At 46.8% G+C, this 14,783-nt stretch carries 22 protein-coding genes, 1 tRNA gene and 1 pseudogene; 11 read left to right on the forward strand and 13 right to left on the reverse strand.

The features are described 5' to 3' along the window. The first annotated feature begins 3 nt into the window (after positions 1-3). From mutM to IT084_RS13190, 5 genes are all read left to right on the forward strand, one after another. The gene (gene mutM, locus IT084_RS13170; RefSeq protein WP_195713363.1) at positions 4-831 is read left to right on the forward strand and encodes a bifunctional DNA-formamidopyrimidine glycosylase/DNA-(apurinic or apyrimidinic site) lyase; all 828 of its coding nucleotides are present in this window, start codon (positions 4-6) and stop codon (positions 829-831) included. A gap of 98 nt (positions 832-929) precedes the next feature. Further along, positions 930-1,583, forward strand: coding sequence for a sporulation membrane protein YtaF (ytaF, locus tag IT084_RS13175; protein ID WP_395879860.1), 654 nt, complete (start codon positions 930-932; stop codon positions 1,581-1,583). Between the two features lie 123 nt (positions 1,584-1,706). Further along, positions 1,707-2,324, forward strand: a complete 618-nt coding sequence (gene coaE, locus IT084_RS13180) for a dephospho-CoA kinase (RefSeq protein WP_195713365.1) — start codon at positions 1,707-1,709, stop codon at positions 2,322-2,324. Beyond that, on the forward strand, positions 2,325-2,912 hold the full coding sequence (locus IT084_RS13185) for a lytic transglycosylase domain-containing protein (RefSeq protein WP_195713366.1): 588 nt from the start codon (positions 2,325-2,327) through the stop codon (positions 2,910-2,912). 59 nt (positions 2,913-2,971) lie between these two features. Then, positions 2,972-3,054: transfer RNA gene (locus tag IT084_RS13190), tRNA-Leu, on the forward strand. Here IT084_RS13190 and IT084_RS18250 read toward each other — a convergent pair. From IT084_RS18250 to IT084_RS13230, 9 genes and pseudogenes are all read right to left on the reverse strand, one after another. Next, entirely contained in the window at positions 3,033-3,506 is a 474-nt protein-coding gene (locus IT084_RS18250) for a recombinase family protein (RefSeq protein ID WP_243276963.1), read from the reverse strand. The genes IT084_RS13190 and IT084_RS18250 overlap by 22 nt on opposite strands. 50 nt (positions 3,507-3,556) lie before the next feature. Further along, on the reverse strand, positions 3,557-3,832 hold the full coding sequence (locus IT084_RS18255; protein WP_243276964.1) for a recombinase family protein: 276 nt from the start codon (positions 3,830-3,832) through the stop codon (positions 3,557-3,559). A gap of 95 nt (positions 3,833-3,927) precedes the next feature. Further along, complete coding sequence (locus tag IT084_RS19025; RefSeq protein ID WP_195713398.1) at positions 3,928-4,140, reverse strand: ImmA/IrrE family metallo-endopeptidase; 213 nt, start codon at positions 4,138-4,140, stop codon at positions 3,928-3,930. Further along, positions 4,124-4,297, reverse strand: a complete 174-nt coding sequence (locus IT084_RS19030) for a helix-turn-helix transcriptional regulator (RefSeq protein WP_195713399.1) — start codon at positions 4,295-4,297, stop codon at positions 4,124-4,126. Before IT084_RS19030 ends, IT084_RS19025 begins: the two co-directional genes overlap by 17 nt. Positions 4,298-4,430: 133 nt before the next feature. After that, positions 4,431-4,892: a hypothetical protein gene (locus IT084_RS13210; protein WP_195713367.1), complete on the reverse strand. Its 462-nt coding sequence runs from the start codon at positions 4,890-4,892 to the stop codon at positions 4,431-4,433. Between the two features lie 70 nt (positions 4,893-4,962). Then, positions 4,963-6,195: a hypothetical protein gene (locus tag IT084_RS13215; protein WP_195713368.1), complete on the reverse strand. Its 1,233-nt coding sequence runs from the start codon at positions 6,193-6,195 to the stop codon at positions 4,963-4,965. A 117-nt stretch (positions 6,196-6,312) separates the two neighbouring features. Further along, the gene (locus tag IT084_RS13220) at positions 6,313-7,023 is read right to left on the reverse strand and encodes a hypothetical protein (protein ID WP_195713369.1); all 711 of its coding nucleotides are present in this window, start codon (positions 7,021-7,023) and stop codon (positions 6,313-6,315) included. A gap of 33 nt (positions 7,024-7,056) precedes the next feature. Further along, the gene (locus tag IT084_RS13225; protein ID WP_195713370.1) at positions 7,057-7,782 is read right to left on the reverse strand and encodes a hypothetical protein; all 726 of its coding nucleotides are present in this window, start codon (positions 7,780-7,782) and stop codon (positions 7,057-7,059) included. A gap of 821 nt (positions 7,783-8,603) precedes the next feature. Continuing rightward, a pseudogene (locus tag IT084_RS13230) lies at positions 8,604-9,016 on the reverse strand (helix-turn-helix transcriptional regulator). 129 nt (positions 9,017-9,145) lie between these two features. Between IT084_RS13230 and IT084_RS13235 the strand changes: the two are divergent. After that, positions 9,146-9,301, forward strand: a complete 156-nt coding sequence (locus IT084_RS13235) for an aspartyl-phosphate phosphatase Spo0E family protein (RefSeq protein WP_313885478.1) — start codon at positions 9,146-9,148, stop codon at positions 9,299-9,301. Positions 9,302-9,432: 131 nt separating this feature from the next. Then, complete coding sequence (locus IT084_RS13240) at positions 9,433-10,221, forward strand: MBL fold metallo-hydrolase (protein WP_195713371.1); 789 nt, start codon at positions 9,433-9,435, stop codon at positions 10,219-10,221. A 32-nt stretch (positions 10,222-10,253) separates the two neighbouring features. Here the strand turns inward: IT084_RS13240 and IT084_RS18855 are convergent, their stop codons facing one another. Next, the gene (locus IT084_RS18855; RefSeq protein WP_313885481.1) at positions 10,254-10,337 is read right to left on the reverse strand and encodes a nucleotidyltransferase domain-containing protein; all 84 of its coding nucleotides are present in this window, start codon (positions 10,335-10,337) and stop codon (positions 10,254-10,256) included. 382 nt (positions 10,338-10,719) lie between these two features. Between IT084_RS18855 and IT084_RS13250 the strand changes: the two genes are divergently transcribed. Beyond that, a complete protein-coding gene (locus tag IT084_RS13250; RefSeq protein ID WP_195713372.1) occupies positions 10,720-10,965 on the forward strand; it encodes a hypothetical protein in 246 nt (81 codons plus the stop codon). A 251-nt stretch (positions 10,966-11,216) separates the two neighbouring features. Here IT084_RS13250 and IT084_RS13255 read toward each other — a convergent pair whose 3' ends face one another. After that, positions 11,217-11,504 carry a DUF1659 domain-containing protein gene (locus IT084_RS13255; protein ID WP_195713373.1) on the reverse strand — a complete coding sequence of 96 codons (288 nt, stop codon included), beginning with the start codon at positions 11,502-11,504 and terminating at the stop codon, positions 11,217-11,219. Positions 11,505-11,572: 68 nt separating this feature from the next. Then, positions 11,573-11,803: a DUF2922 domain-containing protein gene (locus IT084_RS13260; protein WP_195713374.1), complete on the reverse strand. Its 231-nt coding sequence runs from the start codon at positions 11,801-11,803 to the stop codon at positions 11,573-11,575. A gap of 215 nt (positions 11,804-12,018) precedes the next feature. On the opposite strand from IT084_RS13260, the gene IT084_RS13265 reads away from it, so the two are divergent. The 3 genes from IT084_RS13265 to IT084_RS13275 all read left to right on the forward strand — a co-directional run bounded on the left by IT084_RS13265 (position 12,019) and on the right by IT084_RS13275 (position 12,956). Further along, a complete protein-coding gene (locus IT084_RS13265) occupies positions 12,019-12,228 on the forward strand; it encodes a transcriptional regulator (RefSeq protein WP_195713375.1) in 210 nt (69 codons plus the stop codon). Next, entirely contained in the window at positions 12,221-12,436 is a 216-nt protein-coding gene (locus IT084_RS13270; RefSeq protein ID WP_195713376.1) for a hypothetical protein, read from the forward strand. Before IT084_RS13265 ends, IT084_RS13270 begins: the two co-directional genes overlap by 8 nt. A gap of 325 nt (positions 12,437-12,761) precedes the next feature. After that, the gene (locus IT084_RS13275; protein WP_195713377.1) at positions 12,762-12,956 is read left to right on the forward strand and encodes a hypothetical protein; all 195 of its coding nucleotides are present in this window, start codon (positions 12,762-12,764) and stop codon (positions 12,954-12,956) included. A 334-nt stretch (positions 12,957-13,290) separates the two neighbouring features. Here the strand turns inward: IT084_RS13275 and IT084_RS18265 are convergent, their stop codons facing one another. Continuing rightward, positions 13,291-13,626, reverse strand: coding sequence for a type II toxin-antitoxin system HicB family antitoxin (locus tag IT084_RS18265; protein WP_195713378.1), 336 nt, complete (start codon positions 13,624-13,626; stop codon positions 13,291-13,293). Between the last annotated feature and the right edge of the window lie 1,157 nt (positions 13,627-14,783).

Raw genomic sequence — 14,783 nt, forward strand, 5'->3', positions numbered from 1 at the left:
TCAATGCCGGAATTACCCGAAGTGGAAACAATTAAAAAAACGCTTGAAAAAAAAATTGCCGGGCTGACTATAAGCGGCGTGGATGTAAACCTGCCCAAGGTAATCCGGAGTCCGTCACCGGATGAATTCATCACGGAGGTTACCGGTAAAAAAATAATACGTTTACGACGCCGTGGCAAATATCTGCTGATATTTTTATCCGGGGATAAACTACTGGTAGTCCACCTCCGCATGACGGGCAGGCTAGTCTACACGGACGCCAAGGAACCGCCGCCCCGGCATACCCATGTAATATTCAGACTAAGTAACGGTAACGAGCTGCGATTTACAGACATGCGCCAGTTCGGAACCATCCAGCTTTCATCCACCAAGGACCTGAATAAAGTCAAGGGACTCAAGGACCTGGGCCCGGAACCCCTGGAACGGGAATTCAGCAGGGATTTTCTGCGCCGGGAGCTTAAACGAAAGCGTACCCGGATCAAGCCCTTGCTCCTGGACCAAACCTTCGTTGCCGGTTTGGGGAACATCTATGTCGACGAAGCGCTGCACCGGGCCCGCCTGCACCCGGAACGCCTGGCCTGCACCCTTTCGCCCAGGGAAATCGCCAATCTTTATCATGCCATCGTTGAAGTGCTGCAGGAAGGAATAGAAAACCGGGGTACTTCCATGCGCGATTACGTGGACGGCGACGGCAGGGCGGGCAGTTATCAGGAACTTCTACAAGTATATAACCGCGAAGGAGAAAAATGCCGCCGTTGCGGTTCCACCATTGAGCGGATCAAAGTAGGCGGGCGGAGCTCATATTACTGCCCGGCCTGCCAAAAACAGTAATAAACTAAGCCATGCCCGAAAGCGTAATTAAGCACACTTCGACTTTCCCGACCATAGTATTTAAAGAATCAAAGTTCGAGCTACAGGAGGGAAAGTCGGTGGAATTCTTCGCCCTGGCACTATTCGCTATCGCCCTGAATATTGATTCTTTTGCGGTGGGCGTATCGTACGGAGTACGCAATATCAAGCTGCCCGTCTCATCACTGGCCATTATCAGCCTGATGTCCATGGCGGCAATAACGGTTTCAATGATGCTTGGCCACGCTGTAGCGGGTTATTTTTCCCCAACTTTTGCCCACAGGCTGGGAGGAATGATTTTACTTTTCATCGGCATTTGGGTATTAATTCAATCACTACAGGAAAACAGGCGAAAAAAACGCAAACAAACCGGCGATGAAGAAGATATAACCAACCCCCTGATCCAAATTCACCTTCGCTCACTGGGATTGGTAATCCAGATTCTTCGGGAACCATCCCGCGCCGACCTGGACCGTTCCGGTATAATATCGTCCCGCGAGGCCGTTTTACTGGGCCTGGCGCTGGCCATGGACGCGTTTGCGGCCGGTTTTGCGGTTTCCATGCTCGGATTTAATATAGTGTTTACCGCCCTGCTGGTGGGGCTGGGGCACTTTATCCTGAGCTATTCCGGGCTGCTTGCGGGCATGGGCATAGGAGCTACCGGGCTGAGTCAAAAACTAAGCACCTTACCCGGATTCATTCTCATCGCCCTGGGATTATTTAAAATTCACTAATATCCGACAACATAAAATGCAAGATGTCCGGCCCCGGCCGGACTGAAATTTTTTATCCAATCCCGGCAGGACAGATTGATAAACGAGAGAAGTATTAATAGTTGCCGAATGGAGGGAATAATTATGCTGGTAGTGGGCCTTACGGGCAACATTGGCAGCGGCAAAAGCACTGTATCCCGGTTTTTGAAAAACCTGGGCGCCAGGGTAATCGATACCGACCAGATTGCCCGGGACGTGGTGGCGCCGGGAACCCGGGGGCTGCAGGAAATCGTCGCCCAATTCGGGCCGGGAGTGCTCAACCCCGATGGAACGCTGAACCGGCCCAAAATGGCACAAATTGTTTTTTCCGACCCCCATGCCCGGGCCCGCCTGAATGCCATTGTACACCCCGAAATCGGATCCGTGGTGTCGAAAGCCATAGCCGACTACAGAAAAAATAGTGATTCACCTTTACTTATAATTGAAGCCCCTTTACTCATCGAAACAGGCATGCATCAAATGGTCGATGAAGTATGGCTGGTAACAGTCAATCCCGAAACTCAGATCGCCAGGGTCATCCAGCGCGACGCCACCACCGAAGAACAGGCCCGCCGGCGCATAGCGGCCCAGATGCCTCAAGCGGACAAGATTCCCTGCGCCCACAGGGTCATCGATAATAGCGGTGATCTGGAAGAAACATTGCGACAGGTGCGACAAGTATGGAACGATGTCGTCAATCCAACACCATCTGGAGTGATATGATTGGGAGCCCGCAGAAGGCGCAAGTTGAATATTTTCAGGTTTTTGTTTTTAATTTTGCTCGTTGCCGTTATATTCAACTTTACTGACTTAATAAAGATTTTTTATCCCCTACCCTACCGTGACGCAATCATCAAGTATTCCGCCAGGGCTGGGGTAGACCCGATTTTTTTGGCCGCGATCATGAAAACGGAAAGTCACTTCAACCCCGAGGCCGTTTCTGCCAGGGGGGCTCGGGGATTAATGCAGATAATGCCCGAAACCGGCAGATGGATCGCCCAACAAATCAGCCTCAGGCCCTATCACCCGGATTTGCTGTTTGACCCGGAAACCAACATCCGGCTGGGCGCCTGGTACATTGCAAACCTGGAAAATGAATTTGAGGGAAACAGGGTCATGGTGCTCGCCGCCTACAACGGCGGGCGGGGGAATGTACGTAAATGGTTGGAGGAAGAAAAAATTTCCGGAAATATCAAGGACATAGCAATGATCCCGTTCCCGGAAACCAGGAATTTTATCAAAAAAGTGCTGAGGGATTACGAAATATATAAATGGCTGTACAATGACGAAATCTACGGCGGGAAGGGATAAACTTACACCCTTGACAAACCATAATAGTAATCATATAATGTTATTTGCGTAAACGTTAAGTCGGAGTGGCGGAATCGGCAGACGCGTACGTTTGAGGGGCGTATGGGAGACCGTGCGGGTTCAAGTCCCGCCTCCGACACCACCTTTATCCGCACCAAGCGGAATCTTAAATAAAATGTCAATACAATCATCATTAAAGACCTTAATCTGATGGACGTACAAGTCCATTATTTTTTTGCATTCCACAAGGTTTTCCCGGTTAACCAGCGTTTTCTTTGTGGTTAATAAATACTGCACCACCATCTCCTCGGTCAGCCCTTCCATAGGTGATCTTAACGTATCCAGGCGGCATTGCAATTCTTCCCGCCGGGATTTTAAAGTTTTTAGCCTTCCGCCCAGTAAATAACCGGCGCATTTCGGATTGCGCAAAATTTCATAAATAGAGTTTTTTCCAAAGGGGCGACCGCGCTTGGTCACAAAACCTTTCTTTTTGAGTGCGTCCTGGATTGCTTTGTAACGATACCCTTCCAGAAACATGGAGAAAATAAGTCTTACTACTGACGCTTCCCGCTCGTTGATTCGGGCTGTCGTCAAGCGGCTGGTCAGCGGCGATAAGCCGAACGTCCCTGCCGGCCAGAATTTTTCTATAAACCGCGCTGTCGTAACGGCTGCGGGCAAACCGGTCCAGCTTGTGCACCAGCACCACGTTTCACTTTAACCCGCCCGGTTTTTGTATCCTCAATCATCTCCAAGAACCCCGGCCGGTCGTCGGTGGTGGCGCTTTTGGCCTCGTCGGCATAAACCTTGACTACAGTATAGCCGTTGCGCTGGGCGTATTCCGTGCAGGCCCGCACCTGGGCGGTGATGCTTTCCTGGCGCTGGTTATCGCTGGAAAACCGGGCGTAGATAACAGCTCTCATGGTAAATCGTCCTCCTTTTCAGAAAGTTCCCAAACCAGCTGAACCAGCTGCTCGAGCTTACCGGCTGCGGCAGCTTCCGTAATTATGTGTTTGTACTATTCCACTTGTTCGCCCAACAACAACTCGCAGGAAAAACGGTTAGCCTGGTATTCCTGTTTGGAGTAAAAAATGTGTTTTCTGCAAAATAAATAAGAAATTTGTCGAAGGGTGCAATAAAAATGGCCCAGTTCGTGACCACAGACAAATTGCTTTTCTGCATCCGATAGGCCGCTGTCGATGATGATAAATTTTTTATTGCCCAGCGAAATTTTTGGTCATTTCCAGATCAGGGGTTCGGTAGCCGCGCTCGTAACCGGACAATGTCCCTATTTTAATTTGGAGCAAATTGGCCATATATTCCTGGGTCCAGCCCCTTTTTTCCCTTTCTTCCTTTAATCGTCTGGACGAGCGGGCGGAGGTGGTGATTCAAAGGTTGTGATGCATTTTGTCCATATTGTGCAGCATCTTTAGGGCAGTCTACAGCTAAAAACCATCCATAGGATTCGTATAACAATGCCATTTAATGCTTTATTTACTACCTTCTGAATTAAGTTTCTTTCTAGATACCATATCGATCATCCAATATATGCAAAAACCAAGCTCCAAGAATACCCCAAATCATAGAAGTGATCATAAAAGAAATGGCTGACTCTATATTTATAGGCAATTTATTATGAATTCCTATGATGTAACTCAATGATGTAATTGCAAACCAACTTCCAAAACCTATAAAAGCTCCTCTCCAAATAAAATTTTTACCATTTTCCTTCAGGATAAAATAACTAAAAATAACAACTAAACCTGTTGCAAAAAAGATTTGACTGATGGAGCTTAAAATTGCTTCACCAAGGTTATTGAATTTTCTACCAAAGATCATTAAAGCTGAATAATTTATATAACGGCGATTAGAGAAGTGGAGTACATAATAGGAAAACAAGTTCAGCGCAAATAAAATTATTGAAGCAAAAAATCCTGCAACCAAGCTTCTTATAAACCTATCTTTAAGGTCAAATATTCTCATTGGAATTCCTCCGATGTCCGTTATTAAATTAGCTTTTCCAGGACTTGCAACTAAAATTCAGATTTGTTACTCAGAAATAAGCACCTAATAGATCCCTGTACAAAAATACCAATCTGTAGTTTTCCCGTTGGAAATTAACAGCCTGTCCCATCGTAATGCAGGCCACGACTGCATCGGCGGCATCCATAGAGCTGACTTTATGTAAAACCTCGGGTATGATGATGACCTCTATTCCTGTCTTTTCTTTAAACCTTATTACCAGGCTATGAAGATCAACGATTTTAACCAAATTTCGCCATTCTTTACTCAATTGCCTGAACTCGATCCCCTTTTTCTTCCCGTTGTACTCCCAGACACCGGATAAGGAAAAGATGACGCCCAAATGGCCGGCCAGCTGGCTATCGGTTATGCTCCAACCCAAATGTTCGTAGAGAAACAGCCCAATGCCGTGTTTCTCTTCCCCGCTCCTTAATTTTTCAACGTTATTGGCTAAAGGCACCCACCCGTTCTGGGCCATGTAATTATTTAATCGTTCTGTTTCTGCCGGGCTAATAAGCTTGGTATTAACGATTTTGTTTGCACCGTTAAAAGCTCTCGTAATGTGAATATTATAGCCGTCATCAATTTTCCACCAGAAACTTTTGGCCTTCCCGCCAAATGTTATCGAATGCACCCATTCGTGCTGCAGATCCTGCACCGGAGTTTTGGGGAGCTTTAAAACGGTGTTTTCCGATGCATAATCCCCCAAATGCTGCCCGCCGCGCCCTCTTGCTTTTACTAATTGCTTTATATGCTTGCCGCAGGCCCATAACGCGCGGTCCACCTCCCAGTAAGGCAGGGCTGCCGCTTGAACCTGGGCAAGGAAGAAATCCCGATACCCTGAGTACATGCCCCAGTCCAACGGTGGCGCCAGCGGGCATTCGCTTCCCTTGGAAACAATATATCTATATGCCCTGTATACATGTTGATCAAAAAGAGGATATGTTTCGGGGAAAAAGCAATGCAAAACAAATAAAGCCCATATGAAACCAAACCCTTTCCTGGATTCCAGTTCGGCCAGTATGGCAGGCTTTGTTTGAGGGTAATTCTTTGGGATTTTTTCTTTAATATCGTTTTCATTTTTAGATATCTCTTGCCAGGTTGAATAGCCTACGGGACTATTGGGATTCCACCGTGCGGTGAATGAATAGGTGGTTCCATTTTGATCAACATACCCTCGCCCTTGACCACCGGCTTTTAAGCACCCCGTCTTCCAGGCACCAAGTATTTCAATTCTACCTGCACAAGGGCGTTGTTCAACCACCAGTTCGTGGTAAACGGTAACCGGGTACTTTTGCAGGTCATAAGCAGCTAACCATTTTAAAATCTTACCTTTATTTAACATTGTTCACCCCCGTATTAGCCCGGCATAGGCGCTAAATTATTTTTGTCCGGCCAGCTGCTCAAATAATTCGAGAAAACCCGGGTCGTAATCATCGAAAACATGGTCCACGTTCCACAGGCCCAATATTCTGACTGCTTCGTGCCGGCAGCTGTGGCCCAGCCAGCCCTCCGATGGCGGGTCAATGCGTAACCTGGAAGCTGCGCTCAGCAGCGCCACCGCATTACGCTCTATGTACTTGCGCATGCTCTCCGGCCCGGGCTCGTCATCGACCCCGAGCCACAAAAAAGGCATCTTTCCTATGTACTCGCTTACCGCACACTCCAGGCTGTGTTCGGCACGCCTTACTTCCTTGGGTGCAGAGCTGCCCCTGCCCCAGCTTCGCCTGACCGCATCGGGGTAATCTCCCCGTGCCAGCAGGGCTGTCCCCACATGAAGCCGGAAGATTGAACCCCTGTGGTTGCCGCCTCCACTGAGGACACCGCGGTGAGTACGCAAACGGGTCCAGAGAGTGGTGCCGGAACCCCTGGAAACGGCATGGGTTCCTACGCGAACCACCCTCAGCCCCGCGCCCGAGCTCCTGTTTTCACCGGGTTCGAAGAAAAAATATACTCCCCGCCTCGGCCAGTTCATCCGGCCATTGCACGTTGACAGCCGCCGCTCGCCGCCGACACGTTCTCTGATTGTATTTAATATCCTATAAAACCGTTCCAGGTCCCGTTCAATTCCGGAAGAATACTTTATAACCATAAACACCAGCTTCCTAATCAGGTAATCAAATTATTAGCTGTTATGTGGCCCGATTATTAGGTCCTCATATCCGATTACAATTCCACCTTTTTTCAAGCCGCTTGTTTTTGCTATCGCAAATATTTTATCGCAGTCTAGTCCACCGGAAAGACAGTCGGAAAAGGTTTTGCCCAGAGCTCCCAGAATAGCGGTTACCCCCCTGCCGCTTTGCCTGTAGAAACAGCCCGCCCGGGCGGGTTCGTAACCCATACGAAGAGCTTCTTTAACTCCTGCAATGAAAAAATACCGGTATTTAGCCCCGGCGCCGGACCAGCCAGGTTGACCGGCAAAAAAGCCGTAAACTTGCTTCGGGTTAAGGTTTAAACAGATATCCCCGATAATACCGGCCAAACCGGCATCGCGCCAGTACCTGGCCACCCCGCCCTTCATTTCGGCATCGTAATTGCGGGTTGGTTCAAAGGCATCCAGCACGCCGTAGCCGGCTGATATGATAAATAACCGCAGTTTTCCCGCAAAAATCAGCTGTTTTGCCGCACCGGTATCAAAGGCGGAATAAAAACCACCGGTATAAAGATACATTGCCGGGGTAGGACTTGAATCGCCTTTAACGCAGTGCTCCATTCCCCGGCGCGCTGCCTCAAGTTTTGCCCAGGTGTTCTCCAACCCACTGTCGGGCCAGGTATAAGGAGGGCTTTCCACGCCCCCACCGGCGTTTTTACTGGAGCAGCAAGGAATAAAACATACCGTTTCAACCGTCATATTTCTTCCACCTTAATGAAAAAATTGTTCAACCCTGGCTTCCTCCTGGTTAGTTTGTTGTCAAAGCGATAAAATAAGTGAACTAAACCAAGAAAAAATTTTTCTAATATTTAGTATCGTTCACGAGCAGAATATTGTTTACGGCTAAAACTTCCACAAAAATACTGAGGTAGGTCACGGCAGTCTTTTGCAACCTGCGGACCAGGACAGAGGTCAGTATTAAATTTGCTACAATTGATACATTTTGATATTATCACCGTGTTTCTTTTTTCTGTTTTCCTCCCGTCATGGGTGGGTAACATTTTATTTTTAAGTTCGCTGGTGCTTTTTAATATATCAGACAATTGAACAGCAATTCCGCAGCTGCGACAATACCAACCATATCTTCCATATAGAGCCGTTGGGGCTTAAGTCTTGCTTGACATTGGGGGCAAGATACCTGACATTTAAAATTAATAAAGTCCCTCATTGAAAAGTTGAATTGTTTTTGGCATATTAAGCACCAAAGCTTTACATAGCCATTTTCGGTAGGAATTAAGATAGTTGGTTTTTCACAACATATTTTATTAAATACAATTCTTTGCTGCTTATACTTTCTCCAATAACTCTGAGTTTGATTGTTTTTATGGTAAATCTTCATCATACCAACCTCTTGTTTTAATTCTTTTAACAAAAATTGCGTAGCTCTCAAGCCCTTGGTAAGAGGTTATGGTAACAACCGCCACTCGTCGCCAACACGTTCCCTAATTGCACTTATAAACCACCCTTTTAAAAAAGCACCGCGATCCATTTTGCTTTACCACGGTGCCATTCCTTGTTCCCTATTTTCCATTGCGGTAAACCCTTAATATGCTTTCGGCCATTTGGCACATGTCTTCCCTGAGCCAGCCCGGTTCAAGAACTTCCACGGCATCTCCCCACTGCACTATCCAGATCTTCATTTCATTAATGCCGCACACTTGGAAGGAAACAATAATGGACCCGTCGTCCAGTTCTTTTTCCAGTACCTGCGAGGTGTGGTAAGGTTTTTGATTCTAAAGGCCACACCGGGTTCGAACTTAAGCCTGACCGTGCACACTTCCCCGTCGTTAATCACACCACAGTTTGTGGCCATGTGTTCTTTTATGATAAAATCCTCCGGGTATGTAAACTTTTCCGTTGTATACGGGTAGGCATCCGTGATCTGGTCCACCCGGAATACCCGGATGGCCCGGCGCTCAAGGCAGTAGGCCACCAGGTACCAGTTCTGCCGCTTGATGATTGAATTTTACCGACACGATTTGACATGGTTTTTTCTTGACGCACTTTCCTAAAAGTGGTTCAATTGAACTTGGTGCAAAATAGCGTAAGGAGGAACATTTTAGTGGTACTTGGCAGGGTAATTCTACGACTGGAGAAGGCCAGGAGGGAACTGTTGTCCGTCGATCCCGGAAACAAAGAGAAGCTCTTGGCAGCCAGTCAGAAAGTGGATAAGTTGGTTGTAGAGTATTTCCGTGCGAAAAGAACGGGCAGATTATAAAATTAATTCCTCATGTTTACTGCAAGATTTCGATTCCCTGGAAAAGAAAAAGTATCCAGGAAAAAATTGCTCATCGGAAATCCATTAACAGTGACAGAAAACCCTCATGTTTACGGTGGGAGGGATTAATAGTGAAACCGTTTAAAATTTGCGACAGCCTTTACCAGATAGGCGGCCCGGAAATCACCACCCCGGAAGACTGCTGCGTTTACCTTCTCGACGGCGGCGGTGAACTGGCCATAATCGATACCGGATTGGGCCGCAGTGCCCCCGACATGATCGGCAACCTGAAGAAGCTTGACCTTGACCCCGCTTGCGTGAAATATCTGGTGACGACGCACGGCCACATCGACCATACAGGAGGACTGGCTTACCTAAAAGAAAAATTACAGGCCAAAGTGGTGGCCCATGAGCGTGAACTCCCGGCAGTGGAGGGGGAAAATACCGTACTCACTGCAGCAAGTTATTACGGCGTGAATTACAGGCCGGTGACGGTGGACGTTGTACTCCGAGGCGAAGAAGAAACCTTGGACCTAGGGGGTCTCAAACTTGTCTTTCTCCATACTCCCGGCCACACTCCCGAAGGAATTTCCCCTTACGTTGAACTCGGAGGGAAAAGGATTCTTTTCGGACAGGACATCCACGGTCCGTTTAATCCCGCTTGGGGGTCGGATCTGACCGCCTGGGAACAATCAATGCGAAAGCTTTTGGCTCTTAAGCCTGATATCCTCTGCGAGGGGCATTTTGGGATTTATCAGCCTTATGAAAAGATCAGGCGGTACATCGAAAGCTATCTGCAACGTTATCAGGACACTCCCTGGGCATATCGTACACTCCTTGTAATGTTGGGCTTTAAATCCGTCTTAATTGCTTCAGCTATAACCAAATCCACTTTACGGCCAAGTAAATCTTCAAGATAAAATTTTAAATCCATGTAGTTATCGGACGTTTTTTAGTTTTGATAGAATTCCACCAGAATATCTATGTCACTCGTATCGGTTTGCTCTCCCCGGGCAAATGACCCGAAAAGCCCTATTTTTTTACACCAAAACCTTTAATTTTTATCATATTAGTTTCGATTTTCGCAAGTATTGCATTATCGTTATTCATATTCAATCACCTTTCAGGCCGAACCCTGCGTTTTATGCGTTGTTGACTTGGGAAAATACCTTTGCCCAATTTAACTTTCATGGACATTTTTATTTTTAAATTCTTTTTTGTATTTTATCTTATACCTTATTCATTGGCAATAAATTGTAGCCAATAAATGTAAAGAACAAACGGTTTAACTGGGGATATTATTGTAATGAAAGTTAGCCTTCCGCAGCCTGGCGGAAGGCGCGCGGTAGCGCGTGGGGCCGCAGCCGTGGCCCCTATCCCCGGGGCGGCAATGCCGCTCCGTCGGCGGCGTTATAACCATGCGCGTAAACCGGCTTGTACATGGGGCGGGCATGCGGAACGGTACCACAATCGCGCGGGGCAGGGCCGCGGGCGGAGCCGGCGGCCTGGTGGATGAGGCCGGGAGGTGCGACCGACCCGATATTCAAGCATTTATATTGGGCGCACTTCCCTGCCGTTCCTTATGTTTAATATCGGGTATGAATACGCTGGCAAACATTGCACCGGTAGCGGGTCTTTTGCGGTTCTATACCAACCATTCTTGATTCTATTTGATAAGTTCCTAAAGTTCCCGTAACTGTCGATCCCTTGCTGCTTTTTAAAGAAACATTGACAAGTACCTTTGACCGGAAAGCTGAAACGCAATTCTGGTTGTCTGATTCTGCCTTATATTCCTTCAGCCCCTGGGGCGGAAAATCAAATAGCGGCAAAAACCCGCGCTGTACTTCATCATTACTCTCATGCCGGGCTTTAGTTGCCCAGACATACAAACAGGTCCTTTTCAACTTACGTTATGTTATACCAGATATAATCCCGCTGCACCACGCGGGCCTCCACCTTCTCCACCAGGTCCCCGCCCAGGCTGGTGAAAATGTTGGTCATCCTGGCGGGTAATCTCCACCAGCTGGTACACCTGCAGCCCGGCTATGACCCGGCCCACGGTATACACCGCCTCGTGCCCGGCGCCGGGCTTAACTCGCGAGTAACGCCGCAGCTTGATCACCGGTTCACCCGTGTCGGGGTCGGTACCGGTCTGTACCTTCAATTCAAGATCGCTGTCATATTTAATGGCACTTACCGCCATTAATGCTCACCTCCGCCAAAAACAAAATAAGGTGGGGTCTACCTCCCCACCCAATCCCCGGGCCGTTACTACTGCTGCTCGTAGATGACACTTACAGTCCTGTCGATGATCCGGGCCTCTTCTTTCGACACCAGGTCGTCGCCGCTTGTGTTAAAAATGTTGCTGGCAATGATCAGATCCATCACCGAAGTGACCTCGTCTCCAGTAAGGGTGTCCCGCGGGTCGGCCAACGATATGGTCACCCGCCCGCCGGCCTGGTTAAGAAAAGTCATCTGCAGGGTTTTCGTGGTTTCAGCCATATTGTCACCTCCCCTTTAGGGATAAATATTAAAGATTATACGGATTCCTCCAGCCGGTTGACCTGTTCCCGCAGTACACTGATCAGGGGATACATCTGCAGCAGAGCCAGCGCCTGCATCACGTTATAGATGTCCTTTGCAGCAAAACCGTTATAGATACTTATTTAGAACAATTGTTTGGTATGATGGCATAAAACATTTGTTTGGTGGTAAGCATGGTTATGGTTACGGATGATCAAATTATCGGCGCCATTGTTGAGCTGAGCCGCAAGGAGTATCCTCCCACTTTCAGGGAATTGATGCAAAAGGTCGGCCTGCGCTCCACCGCCACCTTATACAACCGTTTAGAGAGGCTCCGCCGGTCCGGGCAGGTGGACTGGGAGCCCAGCTGCCCGCGCACCCTGCGGGTGGTGCGCCGTGTCTAAGCTATACCGGGAACCGGTGCAGGTCCGGGAGGATACCGGCGGCCGCCCGGTTGCCTTTCGCTGGCGCAAGTGGTGGTATAAAGTGGAGTCTGTGGCACGGGTCAGGCCCAGTCTGTTTAAACCCTGGGAGCCCGAGCGGTGGCAGGTAATCGCCAGGGGCGGCGGCGTATTTGAGCTGACCCGGGGCGAAAAAGGCTGGGTGCTGTAGCGGGTGTGGGATTAGGTTTTTTATACTCAAATAATCCAAAACCCATATTCACAAAAAAAGGAATTATCTTGATAAATGTAGTATTTTTAGCACAGCAGCGTACCATTGACAGAAATGTGTCGCTGCTTTTTTGTATGGTATGGCAACCGGATTTTAAAGTACGATCCCTTTATTGGACGTTAATTTTAATATTAATCACGTAATTAAGTACGAAAATACAATCTAACTTGGAAAGCCTGTCATCATTTTCATCCACGGTTTGTGAATATAAAATCACGGGTGGTTAGTTCTAAAATACTATTGTTCTATAATAAGGAGTGATAAAGTGAAAACAGACCCCCAAACCTACAAAGAAATTGAAAGATTATTTGATGAATATGTAAAAGAAGTGGAAAGTCTGGGCGAACAAGGATTCTTGCAGAAACAAACTGTTGTAACATATTTGACCCATTCACAAAATTTTGTTAGATGGATTAAAGGTGACTTTGAACCTGGCTCAAAAAATAGGAGTAAAATCTAAGCTTTGATAATAAACTTTATACTGTTAATCATAAAGCCGATATTATAATAAATTATGCCGCACATCAGAGATATAACAAATTAGCGATCGGTAACCCCGAAAGAAAAATGATTGTGCCTGGCCAGGTGATAACGCACCAAAAGTACGCTTATAATGTTTCCCACCTTCGCCAATGGAGGGCCATATACATCATATTTCATGTCAAAGTAAACTTTTCCGTTTTTTAATTGTAATGTTTCTGTTGCTTTTTTTCATTTTTTATGCCACCTCACGTAATTTTACACGAAAATACAAAACCCCCGGTACCCCGGAGGCTTTTTTCAGCGATATTCAGTTATATAATCTTCACAACCGGAACGCCCGGTGTCGGTTTAGGTATTTTTCTCCCCTCGGCCAGGGCCGCATAAATCCAAGACAGCTTTACCTCTTCCAACCTGATCATGGCTTCTTCGGGAGTAGACCCGTGAATTTTACATCCCGGTAAATCCTTATGCTCGGCCAGCCATTCCCCGTCGGCCAACCTGGTTAACACAACCGGGTATTTTACATCCCTATATGCTTCACTTCGACGAATTAGTTCGGAATGATTGGCAGGAATATCAAGAAAACGGTCTAATTCTCCTTCCAATGCATCAGTGTTTATTTTAACTGAATTCATTACCGCAGACACTTGATACACCCCCCTATTTAATTTTAATGCCTATGTATTTGAACAAATTTTTAATATCTTGCACTTGGTACTGGCGTAAGTTCTCATTTTCCATAAGAACAATTGATTGAGAATATCCCGGATATGTAAATACTCTGTGGCTACCCGATCTCTTTCGCATGGTGCAACCTATCGCAAGAAGTAGCCGGGCCGCATCTTGGTAAGATATATCCACCGGCACAGGGTGACTATAAAACCTTTTTAATAGTTTTTCAAATTTGCTCAACAGGAATACACCTTCTCGCTTGTATATATTTTAGACGTTTTTAGGTTAGGTGCATAGATAGCTAATTAGTTATTTTGTGAAAAATTTGGCAGAGCTAACGTCATAACGGAATTATTATGTTTGAAAATGTTGCTTAAAAGCACCCCGATATTCTATCGGGCTAGTTTGGTGACCCGGACGGTGCCGGGGCCTCTGAATGACCGCGCCCAAGAATTGAAAAAGCAGAAAAAACCGGATTTCTAAAAATAATACTTCCAACTGAAGATTTAAAAAATAAAACACATGCTGTTCTTAAAAACTATCCTGACCAGGATATATCTTACACCGACGCCGCCAGTTTTGTGATCCTGGAGACCATGGACATACTGGATGTATTTGGGTTTGATTCCCATTTTTACATCATTAATGAAAACTGTGGCCTACAGTAGCCAAATAATAATACTGGATTAGCTCCAGTATTTTATCAAAAAAACTATAAGTTAACGTTTATTTCAGACGTGAGGTTTTTAGGCCAAGTCCCGCCTTCGACACCAAAAAACGTCTATTTTACAAGGCTTTTAGCGATTTTGCTAAAAGCCTTTTGTTTTTTCTTTTAGGTCGTTTTTTGCTCAAGGTGTATGTGCCCGTAAATCTTGGTACGTGACGCGGGGGTGGGTCAATCGAGTACACCTTTTCAGCGAACAGTAACCGCTCACATAACTTGACGGCATAAAACCCACCGAAATTGGCGTAACAAATATAACGCCAACCATTTCATGCATATGCCAACCATTGTTAATAGTGTGTAAACTGTGGGCTGACACATGCCAACCGTTGTTGATACTGTGCAAATGCGGCCTGGCGCATGCCAACAAATATCTTGTCCCCTCAACTTACCGGCTTATAGCCGGTG

Source organism: Desulfallas sp. Bu1-1 (assembly GCF_015594625.1).
Classification (GTDB): Bacteria; Bacillota; Desulfotomaculia; order Desulfotomaculales; family Desulfallaceae; genus JADNRQ01.

Coding starts and splice junctions, on each gene's coding strand:
- coaE (WP_195713365.1), top strand. CDS start 1,707: ATGCTGGTAGTGGGCCTTACGGGCAACATTGGCAGCGGCAAAAGCACT.
- IT084_RS13260 (WP_195713374.1), bottom strand. CDS start 11,803: ATGGCTGAAACCACGAAAACCCTGCAGATGACTTTTCTTAACCAGGCC.
- IT084_RS13265 (WP_195713375.1), top strand. CDS start 12,019: ATGGTTATGGTTACGGATGATCAAATTATCGGCGCCATTGTTGAGCTG.
- IT084_RS13255 (WP_195713373.1), bottom strand. CDS start 11,504: ATGGCGGTAAGTGCCATTAAATATGACAGCGATCTTGAATTGAAGGTA.
- IT084_RS13210 (WP_195713367.1), bottom strand. CDS start 4,892: ATGAGAATATTTGACCTTAAAGATAGGTTTATAAGAAGCTTGGTTGCA.
- mutM (WP_195713363.1), top strand. CDS start 4: ATGCCGGAATTACCCGAAGTGGAAACAATTAAAAAAACGCTTGAAAAA.
- IT084_RS18255 (WP_243276964.1), bottom strand. CDS start 3,832: ATGAGAGCTGTTATCTACGCCCGGTTTTCCAGCGATAACCAGCGCCAG.
- IT084_RS13225 (WP_195713370.1), bottom strand. CDS start 7,782: ATGACGGTTGAAACGGTATGTTTTATTCCTTGCTGCTCCAGTAAAAAC.
- IT084_RS13250 (WP_195713372.1), top strand. CDS start 10,720: ATGCGCGTAAACCGGCTTGTACATGGGGCGGGCATGCGGAACGGTACC.
- IT084_RS13220 (WP_195713369.1), bottom strand. CDS start 7,023: ATGGTTATAAAGTATTCTTCCGGAATTGAACGGGACCTGGAACGGTTT.